At 40.8% G+C, this 16,944-nt stretch carries 18 protein-coding genes; all 18 read left to right on the plus strand.

Annotated elements, in window-relative coordinates; all coding sequences use genetic code 11:
- Positions 1 to 62 precede the first annotated feature (62 nt).
- The 18 genes from hflX (at position 63) to recN (ending at position 16,885) form a co-directional block, all read left to right on the plus strand.
- Positions 63 to 1,301, plus strand: coding sequence for a GTPase HflX (gene hflX, locus ACWPVZ_RS04230; protein ID WP_037601066.1), 1,239 nt, complete (start codon positions 63 to 65; stop codon positions 1,299 to 1,301).
- Complete coding sequence (locus ACWPVZ_RS04235; protein ID WP_454381070.1) at positions 1,294 to 1,935, plus strand: cystathionine beta-lyase; 642 nt, start codon at positions 1,294 to 1,296, stop codon at positions 1,933 to 1,935. The genes hflX and ACWPVZ_RS04235 overlap by 8 nt, the downstream gene beginning before the upstream one ends.
- 31 nt (positions 1,936 to 1,966) lie before the next feature.
- Positions 1,967 to 2,896: a ribonuclease Z gene (rnz, locus tag ACWPVZ_RS04240; RefSeq protein ID WP_201041214.1), complete on the plus strand. Its 930-nt coding sequence runs from the start codon at positions 1,967 to 1,969 to the stop codon at positions 2,894 to 2,896.
- Positions 2,896 to 3,663, plus strand: a complete 768-nt coding sequence (locus ACWPVZ_RS04245; RefSeq protein WP_454381072.1) for an SDR family NAD(P)-dependent oxidoreductase — start codon at positions 2,896 to 2,898, stop codon at positions 3,661 to 3,663. The genes rnz and ACWPVZ_RS04245 overlap by 1 nt, the downstream gene beginning before the upstream one ends.
- 11 nt (positions 3,664 to 3,674) lie before the next feature.
- Complete coding sequence (locus ACWPVZ_RS04250; RefSeq protein WP_454381074.1) at positions 3,675 to 4,385, plus strand: class I SAM-dependent methyltransferase; 711 nt, start codon at positions 3,675 to 3,677, stop codon at positions 4,383 to 4,385.
- Position 4,386: 1 nt separating this feature from the next.
- Positions 4,387 to 4,791, plus strand: a complete 405-nt coding sequence (locus ACWPVZ_RS04255; RefSeq protein ID WP_014634313.1) for a GNAT family N-acetyltransferase — start codon at positions 4,387 to 4,389, stop codon at positions 4,789 to 4,791.
- A 310-nt stretch (positions 4,792 to 5,101) separates the two neighbouring features.
- A complete protein-coding gene (gene recJ / locus ACWPVZ_RS04260) occupies positions 5,102 to 7,303 on the plus strand; it encodes a single-stranded-DNA-specific exonuclease RecJ (RefSeq protein WP_454381076.1) in 2,202 nt (733 codons plus the stop codon).
- A gap of 119 nt (positions 7,304 to 7,422) precedes the next feature.
- Positions 7,423 to 7,941 carry an adenine phosphoribosyltransferase gene (locus tag ACWPVZ_RS04265; RefSeq protein ID WP_004182660.1) on the plus strand — a complete coding sequence of 173 codons (519 nt, stop codon included), beginning with the start codon at positions 7,423 to 7,425 and terminating at the stop codon, positions 7,939 to 7,941.
- 172 nt (positions 7,942 to 8,113) lie between these two features.
- On the plus strand, positions 8,114 to 9,058 hold the full coding sequence (gene metA / locus ACWPVZ_RS04270) for a homoserine O-acetyltransferase MetA (protein ID WP_060972377.1): 945 nt from the start codon (positions 8,114 to 8,116) through the stop codon (positions 9,056 to 9,058).
- A gap of 71 nt (positions 9,059 to 9,129) precedes the next feature.
- On the plus strand, positions 9,130 to 9,828 hold the full coding sequence (locus tag ACWPVZ_RS04275; protein ID WP_002890756.1) for a DnaD domain-containing protein: 699 nt from the start codon (positions 9,130 to 9,132) through the stop codon (positions 9,826 to 9,828).
- Positions 9,828 to 10,472, plus strand: a complete 645-nt coding sequence (nth, locus tag ACWPVZ_RS04280) for an endonuclease III (protein ID WP_002884001.1) — start codon at positions 9,828 to 9,830, stop codon at positions 10,470 to 10,472. The genes ACWPVZ_RS04275 and nth overlap by 1 nt, the downstream gene beginning before the upstream one ends.
- Positions 10,473 to 10,599: 127 nt before the next feature.
- Positions 10,600 to 11,361, plus strand: coding sequence for a hypothetical protein (locus tag ACWPVZ_RS04285; RefSeq protein WP_002890759.1), 762 nt, complete (start codon positions 10,600 to 10,602; stop codon positions 11,359 to 11,361).
- Between the two features lie 186 nt (positions 11,362 to 11,547).
- Entirely contained in the window at positions 11,548 to 12,876 is a 1,329-nt protein-coding gene (xseA, locus tag ACWPVZ_RS04290) for an exodeoxyribonuclease VII large subunit (RefSeq protein WP_454381080.1), read from the plus strand.
- Complete coding sequence (locus tag ACWPVZ_RS04295; RefSeq protein WP_454381082.1) at positions 12,866 to 13,081, plus strand: exodeoxyribonuclease VII small subunit; 216 nt, start codon at positions 12,866 to 12,868, stop codon at positions 13,079 to 13,081. Before xseA ends, ACWPVZ_RS04295 begins: the two co-directional genes overlap by 11 nt.
- A complete protein-coding gene (locus ACWPVZ_RS04300; RefSeq protein WP_070476336.1) occupies positions 13,081 to 13,953 on the plus strand; it encodes a polyprenyl synthetase family protein in 873 nt (290 codons plus the stop codon). Before ACWPVZ_RS04295 ends, ACWPVZ_RS04300 begins: the two co-directional genes overlap by 1 nt.
- Positions 13,946 to 14,773: a TlyA family RNA methyltransferase gene (locus ACWPVZ_RS04305; RefSeq protein ID WP_155198180.1), complete on the plus strand. Its 828-nt coding sequence runs from the start codon at positions 13,946 to 13,948 to the stop codon at positions 14,771 to 14,773. Before ACWPVZ_RS04300 ends, ACWPVZ_RS04305 begins: the two co-directional genes overlap by 8 nt.
- Entirely contained in the window at positions 14,760 to 15,206 is a 447-nt protein-coding gene (locus ACWPVZ_RS04310) for an arginine repressor (protein ID WP_002890762.1), read from the plus strand. Before ACWPVZ_RS04305 ends, ACWPVZ_RS04310 begins: the two co-directional genes overlap by 14 nt.
- Positions 15,207 to 15,214: 8 nt before the next feature.
- Positions 15,215 to 16,885, plus strand: coding sequence for a DNA repair protein RecN (gene recN / locus ACWPVZ_RS04315; protein ID WP_454381085.1), 1,671 nt, complete (start codon positions 15,215 to 15,217; stop codon positions 16,883 to 16,885).
- The last annotated feature ends 59 nt before the right edge of the window (positions 16,886 to 16,944 follow it).

A 16,944-nucleotide genomic window follows, 5' to 3' on the forward strand; every position in this document is an offset into this window, starting at 1 on the left:
ACCTTTTCTTTGCCCCTGCCTATGGTATAATAGAAGTCAACTATTTCGAAAAGGGGATTGCTATGATAGAGACAGCCAAACAGCAAGAACGTGCTATTTTAGTAGGTGTTGAATTGCAAGAGACAGAGCATTTTGACATGTCGATGGAGGAACTTGCCAGTCTTGCCAAAACTGCAGGGGCAGAGGTTGTAGCTAGCTATACCCAAAAACGTGAACGCTATGATAGTAAGTCTTTCGTGGGTTCAGGAAAATTAGAAGAAATCAAGGCCATGGTGGATGCGGATGAGATTAGCACTGTCATCGTCAATAACCGTTTAACGCCTCGTCAAAATACCAATCTGGAAGCTGCATTTGGCGTAAAAGTTATTGATCGCATGCAATTAATTCTGGATATCTTCGCCATGAGGGCTAGAAGCCATGAAGGTAAACTTCAGGTTCACCTAGCTCAGCTTAAGTACATGTTGCCTCGTTTGGCTGGTCAAGGGATTATGCTCAGCCGTCAAGCAGGGGGCATTGGTAGTCGTGGACCTGGTGAAAGTCAGTTGGAGCTCAATCGTCGTTCGATTCGTAACCAGATAGCCGATATTGAACGCCAGTTAAAGATTGTTGAGAAGAACCGAGAAACCATTCGCGAAAAGCGTGTTGATTCAAGTACCTTTAAAATTGGCTTGATAGGTTACACCAATGCTGGGAAGTCAACAATCATGAACCTTATGACGGATGATAAGCAGTATGAGGCCAATGAACTTTTCGCGACCTTGGATGCAACGACTAAGAAAATTTACTTAAAAGATCAGTTTCAAGTGACCTTGACAGATACGGTTGGTTTTATCCAGGATTTGCCAACAGAATTGGTTGCTGCCTTTAAGTCAACGCTTGAAGAAAGTCGTAATGTGGACCTCCTTTTGCATGTCATTGATGCGAGTGATCCTAATCATGAAGAGCATGAAAAGGTGGTCTTAGACATTCTCAAAGACTTAGACATGACTGATATTCCTCGCCTAGCAATCTACAATAAGATGGATGTAGCTGATAATCTAGTAGCAACAGTCTTTCCTAATGTTCGCCTCTCAGCACGTGACAAGGGAAGTCGTGAGGCCCTCAGAAGACTCTTGATTGATGAAATTCAACAGATTTTTGAACCCTTTAGTATTAAGGTACATCAGGATCAAGCTTATAAACTTTATCAGTTGAGTCAATTGGCCTTGCTAGATAGCTACACTTTTGAGACAGAAGTGGAAGAAATCACAGGTTATATTTCACCGAAAAATAAATGGAAATTGGAAGAATTTTATGACTGATTATATGGATTTAGCTTTAAAATATGGTGGTTTTACAAGTTTAGATAAGGTCTATCTGGAAAATACCTTGTCAGATCTTTCAGACAGTCAAAAATTGGCCTTCATTACACCACCACCGAGCGTGATTAATGCTTATTTTGCAGAGATCTACCAGAAACAATCTCCTGAAGCAGCGACGGATTACTACTTGGAACTTTCAAAAGAGTTGAACCTCTTTAACCCTGCACCATCTTTTGATGAGCACAAGCCTTTTATTCGTCTCAATCTTTCAGGAAAATCTTACGGTTTTTGCTATGAAAATGCAGATGAAGTTGCCCTAGTCTTTGCAGAGCATTCAGAGGTTCCAACGGCTAGTATTTTGTTTGAGCTTGCTCAAGTTTTCCCACAGTATAAGTTTTATCTTGAAGGAACTCAAATTAAAATGGCCAAGGTTTACTTTGATGAAGAAGTGTTGGAAGAGTTGACACCAGAGACTCAGTTACTAAGTCGTGTAACTAAACTGAAGGGAAATGTCATTAAGTTGGCTAGCTTTAATCAAGATGAATTAGTGGAGCTTTTGTCTCAATATAAAGGGCAAACCGTTTATTATGACTTTGCTCAGCGTGAATGCCTGGCTTATATTGTCCAGAAATAAGAAAAACGATAGATAGAAAGTATAGAAAGTCATGGAATTACAATTTTTAGGGACGGGCGCCGGACAGCCATCCAAGGCTCGTAATGTATCGAGTCTAGTTTTGAAGCTACTCGATGAAATCAACGAAGTCTGGATGTTTGACTGTGGGGAAGGAACCCAACGTCAGATTTTAGAAACAACAATCAAACCTCGTAAAGTTAAAAAAATCTTTATCACACATATGCACGGGGACCATATCTTCGGTCTACCTGGTTTCTTGGCTAGTCGTTCTTTCCAATCTAGTGAAGAACAAACTGACCTTGAAGTTTATGGTCCAGTTGGTATTAAGCAATACGTCATGACTAGCCTTCGTACCTCGGGGACACGTTTACCTTATCATGTGCATTTTAAGGAAATTGATGAGCATAAGCTAGGCTTGGTTATGGAAAATGACAAGTTTGCGGTTTATGCAGATAAGTTGGATCACACCATTTTTTGTGTTGGTTACCGTGTGGTTCAAAAGGATCTTGAAGGAACTTTGGATGCTGAGGCTCTTAAAGCAGCAGGTGTGCCATTTGGACCACTTTTTGGTCAAATTAAGAATGGTCAAGATGTGGTTCTTGAAGATGGAACGAAAATCATTGCCAAGGACTTCATTTCCGCGCCTAAGAAAGGTAAAGTTATCACTATCTTAGGTGACACCCGTAAGACAAATGCCAGTGTTCGTCTTGGATTGGGGGCAGATGTCTTAGTTCACGAGGCTACTTATGGTAAGGGTGATGAAAAAATTGCCAAGAGCCATGGGCATTCAACCAATATGCAAGCAGCACAGGTCGCTAAAGATGCGTCAGCTAAACGCCTTCTTCTAAATCACCTATCAGCACGTTTCTTGGGGCGTGATATCGGTAAGATGGCAGCAGATGCTAAAACAATTTTCGAAAACACCCACATCGTTCGTGACTTGGAAGAGGTAGAGATTTAATGGCTAAACAACGTATTATTGCTATTACTGGTGCCTCAGGAGGCCTTGCTCAAGAAATTGTCAAGCAGCTCTCACCCAGTGATGGTATTATCCTCTTAGGACGAGACAAGGCCAAACTTGAGAAATGTTATCGCCATGTGGAAAATAAAACTTGCCTTGCCATTGATCTTAGAGACGACAAGGCCATTAAAGAGATGGTCGATTATCTCTATCAACGATTTGGACGTATTGATGTCTTTATCAATAATGCTGGTTACGGTGAATTCAAGTCTTATGATAACTACACTAGCCAAGAAGTCCGTGATATGTTTGATATCAATACCTTTGCGACGATGACCTTTTCACGTCTGATGGCTGAGAAAATGGTGGAACAGGGCAATGGGCATATCGTTAATATTGCTAGTATGGCGGGAAAAATTGCGACAGCCAATTCAAGTGTTTATGCAGCGACAAAGTTTGCGGTAATTGGCTTTTCAGATGCCCTTCGTTTAGAGCTTGCTGATAAGGGAGTCTATGTGACAACGGTCAATCCTGGTCCAATTGAGACATCTTTCTTCAATCAAGCTGATCCCTCTGGAGCTTATCTTGAGAGTGTTAAGAAATTTGTCCTCAGTCCTAAATACATGGCTAAAAAGATTGTCCGTATTCTGGGCAAAAATAAACGTGAAGTCAATCTACCACGACTCTTAGCAGTTGCCCATAAAGGCTATACGCTATTTCCACACATCTCGGACAAACTAGCTACCAATGTGTTTAACTACAAATAGGAGGATACTAGATGGCCGCAAATATCCAAGCCTATTTAGAAAATCTCCAGCAACCCTGGGGTCAAATCTATTATGATATTCTTTTTGACCAATTACAGGACATCAAGGGAAAGCGAGTGATTGATTTTGGTAGTGGCTTTGGCCTTGTAGCCAACCACCTAGCGCAAGAAAATAAAGTCCTTGCTGTGGAGCCTAATGAAGAAATGGTGGCCTTGCGTACCCAAGATCACACCTACCAACAACTAGTCGGAAGTCTGGACCAGTTGGCAAGCCTTGAAGATGCCAGCTTTGATGTCATCCTCTGTCACAACGTTTTGGAATATGTAGAGGATCGCAAGGCTGTTCTCAAGGCATTCATCCGCCTCTTGAAACCAGGAGGCCTGCTCTCTATCGTCAAGCACAATGAAGTCGGCCGAGTCCTACAGACCGTCGTCTTTGAAAATGATACTCAGAAGGCCCTCGATTTACTAGCAGGCCAAGATCTGGAAACCCACTCCATGGGTTTGGCTCAAGCCTATGATCTAGATGCAGTAATAGAAAATCTAGCTCTTGAAAATAAAGACTACCAAGGAATCCGTGTCTTTTATGCCTTGCAGGATAATCGCTTCAAAGACCAAGAGGGATGGCGAGAGTCTATGCTCAAGATGGAGCTGGCGGTCTGCCAAGAGTCCCCTTATCGGGATATCGCCTTCTTCCAGCACTATAGATTAAAAAGGAGTTAAGATGTTAGAGTACAAACAAGAGATTCCAGAGATGACAGACCTACTCGCACTGTACAGTTCAGTCGGTTGGACCAATTATACCAACAACCCAGCTATGCTAGAAGAAGCTGTCAAAGCCAGTCTCTGGCAGTTGGCAGTCTATGATGAGGAAGAGTTAGTAGCCTACATTCGCTTGGTAGGAGATGGCCACTCTGTCATTTTTGTACAGGACCTCTTGGTGCGACCAGATCACCAACGCCAAGGCATCGGAACGAAACTCTTAGAAGAGGCTTTAGGGACTTTCCCCAATGTCTATCAAAAGCTCCTTGCAACTGATCGTAGCGAGAAAAATCTAGCCTTTTACCAATCTCTGGGCTTTGTCGAACTTTCAGAGCAAGCTTGTACAGGGATGATTTATAAATATTGATGTAAAGGATTTCCAAATAGGGAATCTTTTTCTTGCTTTTCCTTATGTTGCTTGAAAGTGATAGTAGAATTGAGTTATATAAAAGGAAGAGAAGAAAGGAATATCTGAGAAAACATAAGTCAAATAAGGAGCAATACTCAGTCTTTTATTTTGTCTAGAAAAGCAGGGCTTGATTGGAAATGTACCGCAAGTCTAAGCAACTTACGATGTTTTCCATTCTCTTTTTAGGAAACTTAGGCTTCTATCCACTATGATAAATTTATTCATGATATAATAGATAGACTAGATGACAGGGAGAAAATATAAAAACATGATTACATCAACGTATGATTGGAAAATAAACACAAAAGAGCCAGATGCTGGCTTTTTTAAACTTGCCAAAGAACATGGGCTGGCAGAAACAGCAGCCAAGATTGCCTATGAACGTGGCGTGACGACAGAAGAAGCCCTTGAAGACTTTCTTAAGGCTGATCTATCACACCTTCATGATCCATATCTTCTTCATGATATGGACAAGGCAGTGGCTAGAATTCGTCAGGCCATTGAAAATTATGAGCAAATCTTAGTCTATGGAGACTATGATGCGGATGGGATGACATCAGCATCGATTGTCAAGGAAGCCCTTGAAATGCTGGGCGCTGAGGCTCGAGTCTATTTGCCTAACCGTTTTACAGATGGTTATGGGCCAAACGAAAGTGTCTACAAGTATTTCATTGAGCAGGAAGGCATTTCACTCATTGTTACAGTGGATAATGGGGTAGCGGGTAATGAGGCTATTGCTTATGCGCAAGAGCAAGGTGTGGACGTTATCGTTACAGACCACCATAGTATGCCGGCACAACTTCCAGATGCCTACGCCATTGTCCATCCAGAGCATCCAGATGCCGATTATCCTTTTAAGTATTTGGCAGGATGTGGTGTAGCTTTCAAATTGGCAACTGCCCTCCTTGAAACTATTCCTACTGAGATGTTGGACTTGGTAGCCATTGGTACCATTGCCGATATGGTTAGCCTAACGGATGAAAATCGTATTATGGTCAAGGTCGGCCTGGAAATTCTAAAGACTACTGAGCGTATTGGACTGCAAGAGTTACTCCGTATTTCAGATGTAGACCCAACAACGATTTCTGAAGAAACGGTAGGATTTAAACTGGCCCCTCAACTCAATGCTTTGGGGCGCTTAGATGATCCAAATCCAGCCATTGAACTGCTGACCGGATTTGACGATGAAGAAGCCCAAGCCATTGCTCTGGAAATCAATGCTAAAAATGAAGAACGTAAGGAAGTTGTTCAAAAAATCTTTGATGAAGCCATGACTATGGTGGATTTGGACAAACCTGTTCAGGTTTTGGCCAAGGAAGGTTGGCATCCTGGCGTTCTAGGTATTGTGGCTGGGCGCATCATGGAACAAATCAGCCAGACAGTAGTGGTTTTGAATATTGAAGATGGCTTGGCTAAGGGATCAGCCCGTAGTTTGGAATCAATCAATATCTTCCATGCCCTTGATGATCACCGGGACATCTTTACTGCTTTTGGAGGACATGCTGGAGCGGCTGGGATGACCCTTCCGGAGGAAAATCTTGGTCAACTCTCAGATATATTGTGCAATTATGTCTATGACAATAACATCGATACAAGCGCTAAAAACACGCTTAATTTAGACGAGGAGCTCCAACTCAGTGAGCTTAGCTTGGATACCATTAAGAGCCTAGAAAAACTAGCACCTTTTGGTATGGATAATAAAAAGCCAGTCTTTTGGCTACATGACATTACCGTTACTCAAGCTAGGACAATGGGACAAAATGGAGCCCATCTTAAGTTTAAGGTTAAGCAAGGAAAGGATAGTTTTGATGTTGTGGCCTTTAATAAAGGTCATTTGCTTCAAGAATTTCAACAAGCTCAGGGGTTGGAATTAGCAGTGACCCTGTCCGTTAATGTATGGAATAGTCAGACAACGCTCCAGCTCATGCTAGAAGATGCGCGTGTGGATGGTGTTCAGTTATTTGATTTTCGCTCAAAAAATATGGCACTACCTGAAGGCCTACCAACGGTAGAAGAAGCATCAGACACTGAACCTGCGGTTGTCCTCAACACCTTACCTGATTCAGCGACAGAAGTAAAAGAGTGGTTTGAAGGTAAGGATTTCCAAGCGATATACTTTAAGAATAGCATCAAACAGGCTTATTATCTGACCGGCTATGGAACCAGAGAGCAGTTCGCAAGGCTTTATAAGACCATCTACCAATTTCCAGAATTTGATGTCCGCTATAAACTAGATGACCTCAGTCATTACCTTAAAATTGATAAAATTCTCCTTATCAAGATGATTCAGATTTTTGATGAATTGGATTTTGTGACTATTGATAATGGTGTTATGACAGTCAATAAAGAAGCTGAAAAACGTGAGATTGAGGACAGCAAGATTTTCCAAGATCTTAAACATCTCGTCAAGTTCCAAGAACTTATGGCTTTAGGGACACCACAGGAAATTTATGACTGGCTTTATAAGTAGGGGGAGTACTTAATCCAAAGGATTCGTCTTGAAATGAGGGTTAGCATTTTCTAAATCTGAAGATTCATGCTATAATGGTATGTAAATATTTTTTGGCGAAAAGCCTGTAGGAAGAACAAATGAAATTAGAAGATTATATTGCATCTATTGAAAACTACCCTAAAGAAGGGGTTACTTTCCGTGATATTAGTCCTTTGATGGCTGATGGAAATGCTTATAGCTATGCTATCCGTGAAATCGTTCAGTATGCGACTGATAAGAAGATTGACATGATTGTTGGTCCTGAAGCGCGTGGTTTCATCGTTGGTTGTCCAGTTGCTTTTGAACTTGGTATTGGCTTTGCTCCAGTTCGTAAACCTGGTAAATTGCCACGCGAAGTGATTTCAGCCGATTACGAAAAAGAGTATGGTGTCGATACACTTTGTATGCATGCTGATGCAATCAAACCAGGTCAACGTGTACTTATCGTTGATGATCTCTTGGCGACTGGTGGTACCGTCAAAGCTACAATTGAAATGATTGAGCGCCTAGGTGGTGTCGTTGCTGGCTGTGCCTTCTTGATTGAACTTGATGGTCTTAATGGACGTGAGGCTATTGAAGGTTACGATACTAAAGTATTGATGAACTTCCCAGGATAAATTTATCTATGAATTAACCAAAGGCCTTAGGGCCTTTTTAACTCTTTTAAAACAAAGGTGGCCTCTAAATATAGTTTAAAGCTATAGCTAACTAGAGAAAATATATATTTGATAACAATACCTCCCCGGTTTATAATATGAAGATAGAATAAATAAGGATGGAGATATTGTTATGCCTATAAAACTTGATAATAAGTTACCAGCTCTTGATGTATTGCGTTCGGAAAATGTCTTCATCATGGATGAGAACAGAGCTAGTAGCCAGGATATTCGACCAATGGAGGTCTTAATCCTAAATCTTATGCCAACTAAAGAAGTTACAGAAACTCAGTTACTACGTCTTTTAGCTAATACGCCACTTCAAATTAACGTCGAGTTTCTTTATATGGCTAGTCATAAGTCAAAAAATACACATGCCGAACATATGGAAACTTTCTATAAGACTTTTGATGAAATTAAGCATAAGTATTATGATGGTCTCATTGTAACAGGTGCACCTGTTGAGCAAATGCCATTTGAGGAAGTGGATTATTGGCAAGAATTAACACAAGTTTTTGATTGGTCTAAAAAGCATGTTTATTCAACCCTCCATCTGTGTTGGGGAGCTCAAGCAGGTCTCTATTATAAGCATGGAGTCGACAAGGTTCCATTGTCAGAGAAATTATCTGGAATCTATAAACAAACTGTTGACATGCCTGAAAACTTCCTTATGAATGGCTTTGATGATAGCTTTGTGTCACCGCACTCACGCTATACAGAGGTTAGGCTCGAGGATATTAAAAACAAGACGGATTTAGATATTGTTGTGTCAGGACCAGAAGTTGGCTTATCCATTCTAGCAAGTAAGAATCTTCGTGAAGTATATAGTTTTGGTCATTTTGAATATGACCGTGATACTCTGGCAAGAGAATACCGAAGAGATTTGGATGCAGGCATTAATCCAGATGTACCGGCAAACTATTTCCCAGAGGATGATCCAAGTCAGGAGCCTAAACTTCGTTGGAATCTTGCGGCATCTGCTTTCTTTAGCAATTGGATTAACTATGCGGTATATCAAGAAACACCTTATCGTTTAGAAGAGTTGGAAGACGATTTTTCATTCTACGGTTATTTGTAGTAGACAGTCTCAAAGGACTTATGTGAGAGCATTTGACTTTTTGGGGTGTCTAGCTACTCTGAAAGGTAAATATGAGTTTTTTTGAACAGTATCGATCAGGTAATCTGGTCCTTCCTAATGCTTTATTTTTCCACTTTAAGGATATTTTCCCATCTGCGGATGACTTTCTGGTTTGGCAGTTTCTCTATCTACAAACGACAACTCAGATTGGAGAAGTGGCTTCTAGTCAGATCGCGCAAGCAACTGGGAAGACGCCAACTGAAGTTAATAAAAGTATTACGACATTGACTGAGGCTGGACTTCTTGATTTCACGACTATTAAGATTAACAATGAAATTGAGATGGTTGTAGATGCCTCACCTGCCTTGGCGGTGTTGGACAAGTTAGTGAGCAATGAAAAGACAACGGCAGGGCCTGTTGTTGGTCAGCCAACAAATACCCAGCTCATCAAGCAATTAACAGATGAATTGGAACAAGCTTTGGGAATCTTGAATCCTATGGTTGTCGAAGATTTAAACAAGGAAATCCAAGAAGAACATACTGATCCCGAACTTATCCGTGAGGCTTTGAAAGAAGCAGTATTTAACCGCAAGACAAATTGGAATTATATAAAAGGAGTTCTTCGTAACTGGAAATTAAGTGGTATTACAACTAAAATTCAAGTTGAAGAGCGTCGTTTGGAGCATCAAGGTAAGAAGCACCATCATCAGGTTTCCGATGACTTCAAAACAGGAATGGATGCCGCCCGTCAATTATGGGGTGGCCAATAATGTTAGGAAGAAAACGTGTTAATGAGGCTCTAGCTCTCATGGGAGAGATGTTTCCCAATGCTCATGGAGAGTTGGAGTGGGAAACGCCTTTCCAGCTATTAGTTGCTGTTATTTTATCAGCCCAGACAACAGATAAGGCTGTTAATAAGATTACACCAGGCTTGTGGGCGCGTTATCCAGAAATTGAGGATTTGGCTTCGGCTAATCTTGATGACGTTGAGATGTGTTTGCGAACGATTGGTCTTTACAAAAATAAAGCAAAGAACATCATCAAGACTGCTAGAGCTGTTTTAATGAATTTTGATGGACAGGTTCCGAAAACGCATAAGGAATTGGAAAGTCTACCTGGTGTGGGACGAAAAACAGCTAACGTAGTATTGGCTGAAGTCTATGGCATCCCTTCTATTGCTGTAGATACGCATGTCTCACGTGTATCTAAGAGGCTAAATATCGTGCCAGAGGATGCTAGTGTAGAGGAAATTGAAGCAGAACTGATGAAGAAAATCCCTAAGAGGGATTGGATTATCAGTCATCACCGTATGATTTTCTTTGGACGTTATCATTGCTTGGCTAAGAATCCTAAATGCCAGACATGTCCTCTTCAAAGTTATTGTAAGTATTATAAAGAAACAACCAAGAAATAAGCTGGAGAATGTGATTTTCTTCGGCTTTTTACAGCTGTAAGAATTTGTTACAAACTAGTAACTTGACAAAAGTCTCAGGCTTTAAGAAAATAGAAGAAACGATTTAGAAGCAGGAGCGATTTAGTGAATGGCTGAATTCAGTAATGAAGAGTATCTGAGAGCCTTAGCTGATAATGGTGATAGAGAAGCAGCCAAAGAATATGAGCAAGCTTTGGATAATCGTATTTTTCAGTTGCAGATTTCATTGGCTCAAACGAGTGATCCACAGGGTCGTAGGGAAGTGCAAAAGCTCTTGGAACAAGAGGAAAAGAAAAAAAGGGACTACTTTCAAGAAAAAGAGGAAAAAGCTGTGAGCGAATTTAGACGTCGTAAAAATGAAACTACAAAGGGAAGAAAAGTTTCGAGTTTTGACAAACTCAAAGATCCTAAAAACATTAGATGGGTAATTGGAGTTGTTGCAGTACTTGCAGTGGTTATTCCTGTTGTTACCTTGATGTGGTATAGTAATAACCAAAAAGAGAGTGAAACAAATCCATGGAAAAACGGTCAGTTGGCAAAAAGTAAGGAAGCAGCTGCAGCATCATCTGATAATCAATCCTCACAAGTTGATACCTCATCTTTGTCTGATCAACAGTTAGAAGACTGGGTTGTTTCTACCTATGCTAAAGAACAAGGTTCAACTGGAGAAAATTATAAAAATCTAGGTTGGAATGTTTATTCATGGACGGATGATGATGATAACCTAGTTTATGCTCAACTTTATGATGCCTATGGTAATGATGTTCTTCTTTTCCGTGTAGATAAGAAGGGACAACTCGAAGCCTATGGTGGTATTGACGGTTCAAGCGATTCTTGGGACGTCGTTTCAAAAACTTATACAACCGATTAATGAAACTATATAAAACACCTGACTATGGTGGTTGAGACTGTCTTTTGACAGTCTTTTTTGGTATAATTTAAGGTAATCGTGTATACAATTAAAAAGCTGACTGAGAAGATTTGGGGATGATGGTTCTACAGAACTTTTTTAATGTCTTCAGGTTTTCGAGGATAGGTTAAATAAAGGAGAGTTGTCGTGTCAGACTATTTATCGGTCACATCCTTAACCAAATATTTGAAAATGAAATTTGACCGTGATCCTTATTTAGAGAGGGTATATTTGACGGGACAGGTTTCCAATTTTCGTCGCCGCCCGAGTCATCAATATTTTTCGCTTAAGGATGAAGGAGCTGTTATTCAGGCGACGATTTGGGCTGGAGTTTTCAAAAAACTTGGTTTTGAACTCGAAGAAGGTATGAAGATCAATGTCGTAGGTCGTGTCCAGATTTATGAGCCTAGTGGCTCTTATTCCATTATTATCGAGAAGGCTGAGCCGGATGGTATTGGAGCTTTGGCTATCCAGTTTGAACAGCTTCGTAAAAAATTGACTGCAGAAGGCTACTTTGATGATTGTCATAAGCAAGCGCTGCCTAATTTTGTCAAAAAAATCGGGGTTGTCACAAGTCCTAGTGGTGCGGTTATTCGAGATATTATTACGACCGTTAGTCGTCGTTTTCCAGGGGTAGAAATCTTACTTTTCCCTACCAAGGTTCAAGGTGAAGGAGCTGCGCAGGAAATTGCTGAAAATATCCAAAAAGCCAATCAAAGGGATGACTTAGATTTACTTATCGTTGGTCGTGGTGGAGGTTCTATTGAGGACCTCTGGGCTTTTAACGAGGAAATTGTTGTTCAGTCCATTTTTGAGAGTCGTCTACCTGTAATTTCGAGTGTTGGTCACGAAACAGATACGACTTTGGCTGACTTTGTTGCAGATCGAAGGGCTGCCACACCTACAGCAGCGGCAGAACTTGCTACTCCGGTATCAAAGGCCGATACCTTGGTTTGGATTCGTGAAAGACAAAATAGAGCTTATCAAGCCTGTTTGAGACGTATACAGTACAATCAAGAACGTTTAGCTAAACTGTCACAATCTGTTGTCTTTAGGCAACCTGAGCGCCTATATGATGGTTATTTACAGAAGTTGGATCGACTAGCAACAAGGCTTGAAACCTTCGTGAGTCAAGATTTCGAGCGAAAGCAAAAAAAAGCGGAACTTTTGAAACAACGGTTACAAGGCTTAAATCTTCTGACCAGTGTTCAGAACTATCAAGACCGTCGAGAGTCTTTGCAACGTTTATTGGTGACCACAACCAAGAACACCATTAATGGTAACCGTGTGAGATTAGAAAAGGCACAGGATGCTTTATTGTCTCTAGATACTAGCCGTATTGTTGCAAGGGGCTATGCCATTGTCAAAAAAGATGATAAACCTTTAACCAGTACCAAGAATATTACCGAAGGTGATCAATTAACCGTCCAAATGAGAGATGGAGAACTAGAAGTAGAGGTGAAAAATGTCAACTAAAAAAACATTTGAGGAAAATTTACAGGACTTAGAAGCCATTGTCACTAAGCTCGAAACAGGTGATGTTGCTCTTGAGGATGCTATTGCTGAGTTCCAAAAAGGTATGGCCTTGTCTAAGGATTTGCAGAAGACCTTGGAAGGTGCTGAAAAAACACTAGTTAAGGTTATGCAAGCAGATGGTACAGAAACGGAAATGGATGCCTAATGAGCAAACTAAATAAAATTGATGCGGCTATCCGTGATTACTACCAAAAAAAGAATCTTCCTGTATCAAGTGATTTAATTACTGCTATTCTTTATTCAGTTGATAGTGGCGGTAAGCGTATTCGTCCACTGATTTTCTTAGATTTACTTGAAGGATTTGGTTTAGAGCTAACTCCTAGTCATTTCGATGTTGCAGCGAGTCTTGAAATGATTCATACTGGAAGTCTGATTCACGATGATCTGCCGGCTATGGATGATGATGATTACCGTCGAGGACGTTTAACCAACCATAAGAAATTTGATGAAGCAACGGCGATCTTGGCTGGCGATTCTCTCTTTTTGGATCCCTTTGACCTCTTGGCTCAAACAGAACTTTCAGCAGAAATTCGAGTTCAATTGATTCAAGCATTGTCTCATTCCTCAGGCACCTTCGGTATGGTTGGTGGCCAGATGTTGGATATGAAGGGGGAAGGTCAGGAACTAGATTTATCGCAACTAGCTAAAATTCATGAGCATAAGACAGGTATGCTTTTAACCTTTCCTTTTGTGGCGGCTGGTATTGTTGCTCAAAAAAATCTAGAGGTTTTGGAAAATCTGAAAGAAGCTGGTCGCCTGATTGGTCTTGCCTTTCAAGTCCGTGATGATATTTTGGATGTGACTGCTGATTTCGAAGAACTTGGAAAGACACCTGGAAAAGATGTAGTAGCGGGAAAATCAACCTATCCAGCTCTTCTTGGTCTGGAAAAATCACATGCTATCCTCGAAGAATCACTTAGTAAAGCTGAGGCTATTTTCCAAAATCTAGCTGAGACTCAAGGTTTCAAGAAAGACAGTATTATAGAAATCATAGAAAGGTTACGACTCCATGCCTAAGGAAAGAGTAGACGTCTTGGCTTATAAACAAGGCCTTTTTGAAACACGAGAACAAGCAAAACGTGGCGTAATGGCAGGTTTAGTTGTTAATGTTATCAATGGTGAGCGTTACGATAAACCTGGTGAAAAAATCGACGACGGTACAGAGTTGAAGCTTAAAGGTGAAAAACTTAAGTATGTGAGTCGTGGAGGACTCAAACTTGAAAAAGCTTTGGTAGTTTTCAATCTGTCAGTTGAAGGTATGACGACCATTGATATCGGAGCCTCAACAGGTGGGTTTACTGATGTTATGCTTCAAAATGGGGCAAAACTGGTTTATGCTGTTGATGTCGGTACCAATCAGTTGGTTTGGAAATTGCGTCAAGATGAGCGTGTTCGTTCCATGGAGCAATATAATTTTCGTTATGCTGAACCTGTCGATTTCACAGAAGGACTACCGTCTTTTGCATCGATTGATGTCAGCTTCATCTCTCTTAATCTGATTCTACCGGCTTTGGCTAAGATATTGGTTGATGGGGGGCAAGTTGTTGCTCTTGTGAAACCACAATTTGAGGCGGGCCGTGAACAAATTGGGAAAAATGGGATTGTCCGTGAGAGCAGTGTCCATGAAAAAGTGTTAGAAACAGTGACTGCTTTTGCGGTTGACTATGGCTTTTCAGTTAAGGGGCTGGACTTTTCACCTATTCAAGGTGGTCATGGTAACATTGAGTTTCTCGCACACTTGGAGAAGACAAATTCTCCTCAAAATGATGCTCAAACCTCTATTAAGGAAGTTGTAGCACAAGCACACAAGGAGTTTAAAAAGAATGAAGAAGAATGATCGTTTGGAGTTAATCCGAAAGATTGTCCAAGAAAATAAAATTACGACTCAAGGAGAATTGGTAAAATTACTCCAAAATGAGGGATTAAAGGCTACTCAAGCGACTGTATCGCGTGATATCAATGAAATTGGTATTACCAAAGTACCAACTGAAGACGGTTCTTACATCTATGGGCTCTCAACTGCTCCTAGACGAGTAGGTGGAACCTCTGTTGCGACTCGTCGCTTGTTGCGCGTTGATCGTCAACATGCCTTTATGAATATCGTTGTTCAACCTGGGACAAGCCGCCTCATCAAGAAGATTCTTTTAGATGAGTACAAGCATTTGATTTTTAGTGTTATTGCTGATGATGATACCCTCTTTTTAGTGGCTCAGTCAGAGTTAGCAGCTATTGAACTACAGGGGCAAATCATTAAGTGGGTTGAAGAATAGGAGGGCCTATGCTTCTCGAAATTACGATAAAGAATTTCGCAATTATTGAAGAGATTTCTCTAAACTTTGAGAATGGTATGACCGTCCTTACTGGTGAAACAGGTGCTGGTAAGTCCATTATTATAGATGCTATGAATCTTATGTTGGGTGCTAGGGCTTCTAGTGAGGTTGTCCGTCATTCAGCATCTAAGGCTGAAATTCAGGGCTTCTTTTCAATCGAACAAAATCCTGCCTTGGTTAGTATCTTGGAAGATAATGGGATTCCTGTTGAGGATGAATTGATTATCCGTCGTGAAATCTTCCAAAATGGTAGAAGTGTTAGTCGCATCAATGGGCAGATGGTCAATTTAACGACGCTTAAGGCTGTTGGGCACTTCTTGGTAGATATCCATGGACAACATGACCAGGAAGAGCTTATGAAACCTGCTCTCCATATTACCATGCTTGATGCCTTTGGTGACAAGGAATTTTTCCAGACTAAGAAAGAGTACCAGAAGTATTTTGACCGCTATCGTGAGTTAAGAAAAGCTGTTCTTGAAAAGCAGAAAAATGAGCAGGAGCATAAGGCTCGAATTGAAATGCTAGCTTTTCAGATTTCAGAAATTGAAGCAGTCTCTCTAAAATCAGGAGAAGATTTGGCTTTGATGCAGGAGCGAGACAAGCTTCTTAATCATAAGCAAATTGCTGATACCTTAACAAATGCCTATGTCATGCTGGATAATGAAGATTTTTCAAGCCTTTCAAATGTTCGTTCTGCCATGAATGACCTCCAGTCTCTTGAAGAGTATGACTCTGATTACAAAGAACTCTCTGGAAATCTATCAGAAGCCTATTATGTTCTGGAAGATGTCACTAAGCAACTAGGTGATTTTTTGGATAATCTGGACTTTGATGCTGGGCGTTTACAAGAGATTGAACACCGCTTAGATACCATTAATGCCATTACTCGTAAATATGGTGGGACTGTCGATGACGTCTTGGATTATCTGGAAAATTCAAGTAAAGAATACAATCTTCTGACAGGAAACTCTAGCTCGTCAGATGCTATGGAACAAGAGCTTAAGCAACTTGAAAAGGACTTGCTTGCGTCTGCGGAGACCCTACAAACAGCACGCCATCAAATTGCTACGGCTCTTGAAGCTGAGATTAAGAACGAGTTATGCGACCTCTATATGGATAAGGCTGATTTTAAAGTTACCTTTACTAAGGGGAAATTTAATCGTGATGGCAATGAGCAGGTTGAGTTTTACATCTCAACCAATCCAGGTGAAGGCTTTAAACCGCTTGTTAAGGTAGCTTCAGGTGGTGAATTATCACGACTCATGTTAGCGATTAAGTCAGCCTTTGCCCGCAAAGAAGATAAAACAAGTATCGTCTTTGATGAGGTTGATACTGGCGTTTCAGGACGTGTTGCCCAAGCCATCGCTCAGAAGATTCATAAGATTGGGAGTCATGGTCAGGTCTTGGCCATCAGTCACCTTCCTCAAGTTATTGCTATTGCTGATTATCAGTTCTTTATTTCTAAGGAAAGTGATAACGAGACAACTGTCTCTCGTGTTCGTCTTTTGACACCTGAGGAAAGGGTGCAAGAAATCGCTAAGATGTTAGCAGGTGATAACGTGACGGAGGCTGCCTTGAGCCAAGCAAGAGCTTTGTTAAAGGTGGATGACTCTCTTTAGGAAAAGACTTGGGAAAAACTTTCCAGTCATGCTATAATAGAATAAAAATTTGTGTTAAG

The sequence above is a fragment of the Streptococcus sp. Marseille-Q6379 genome (assembly GCF_965119505.1).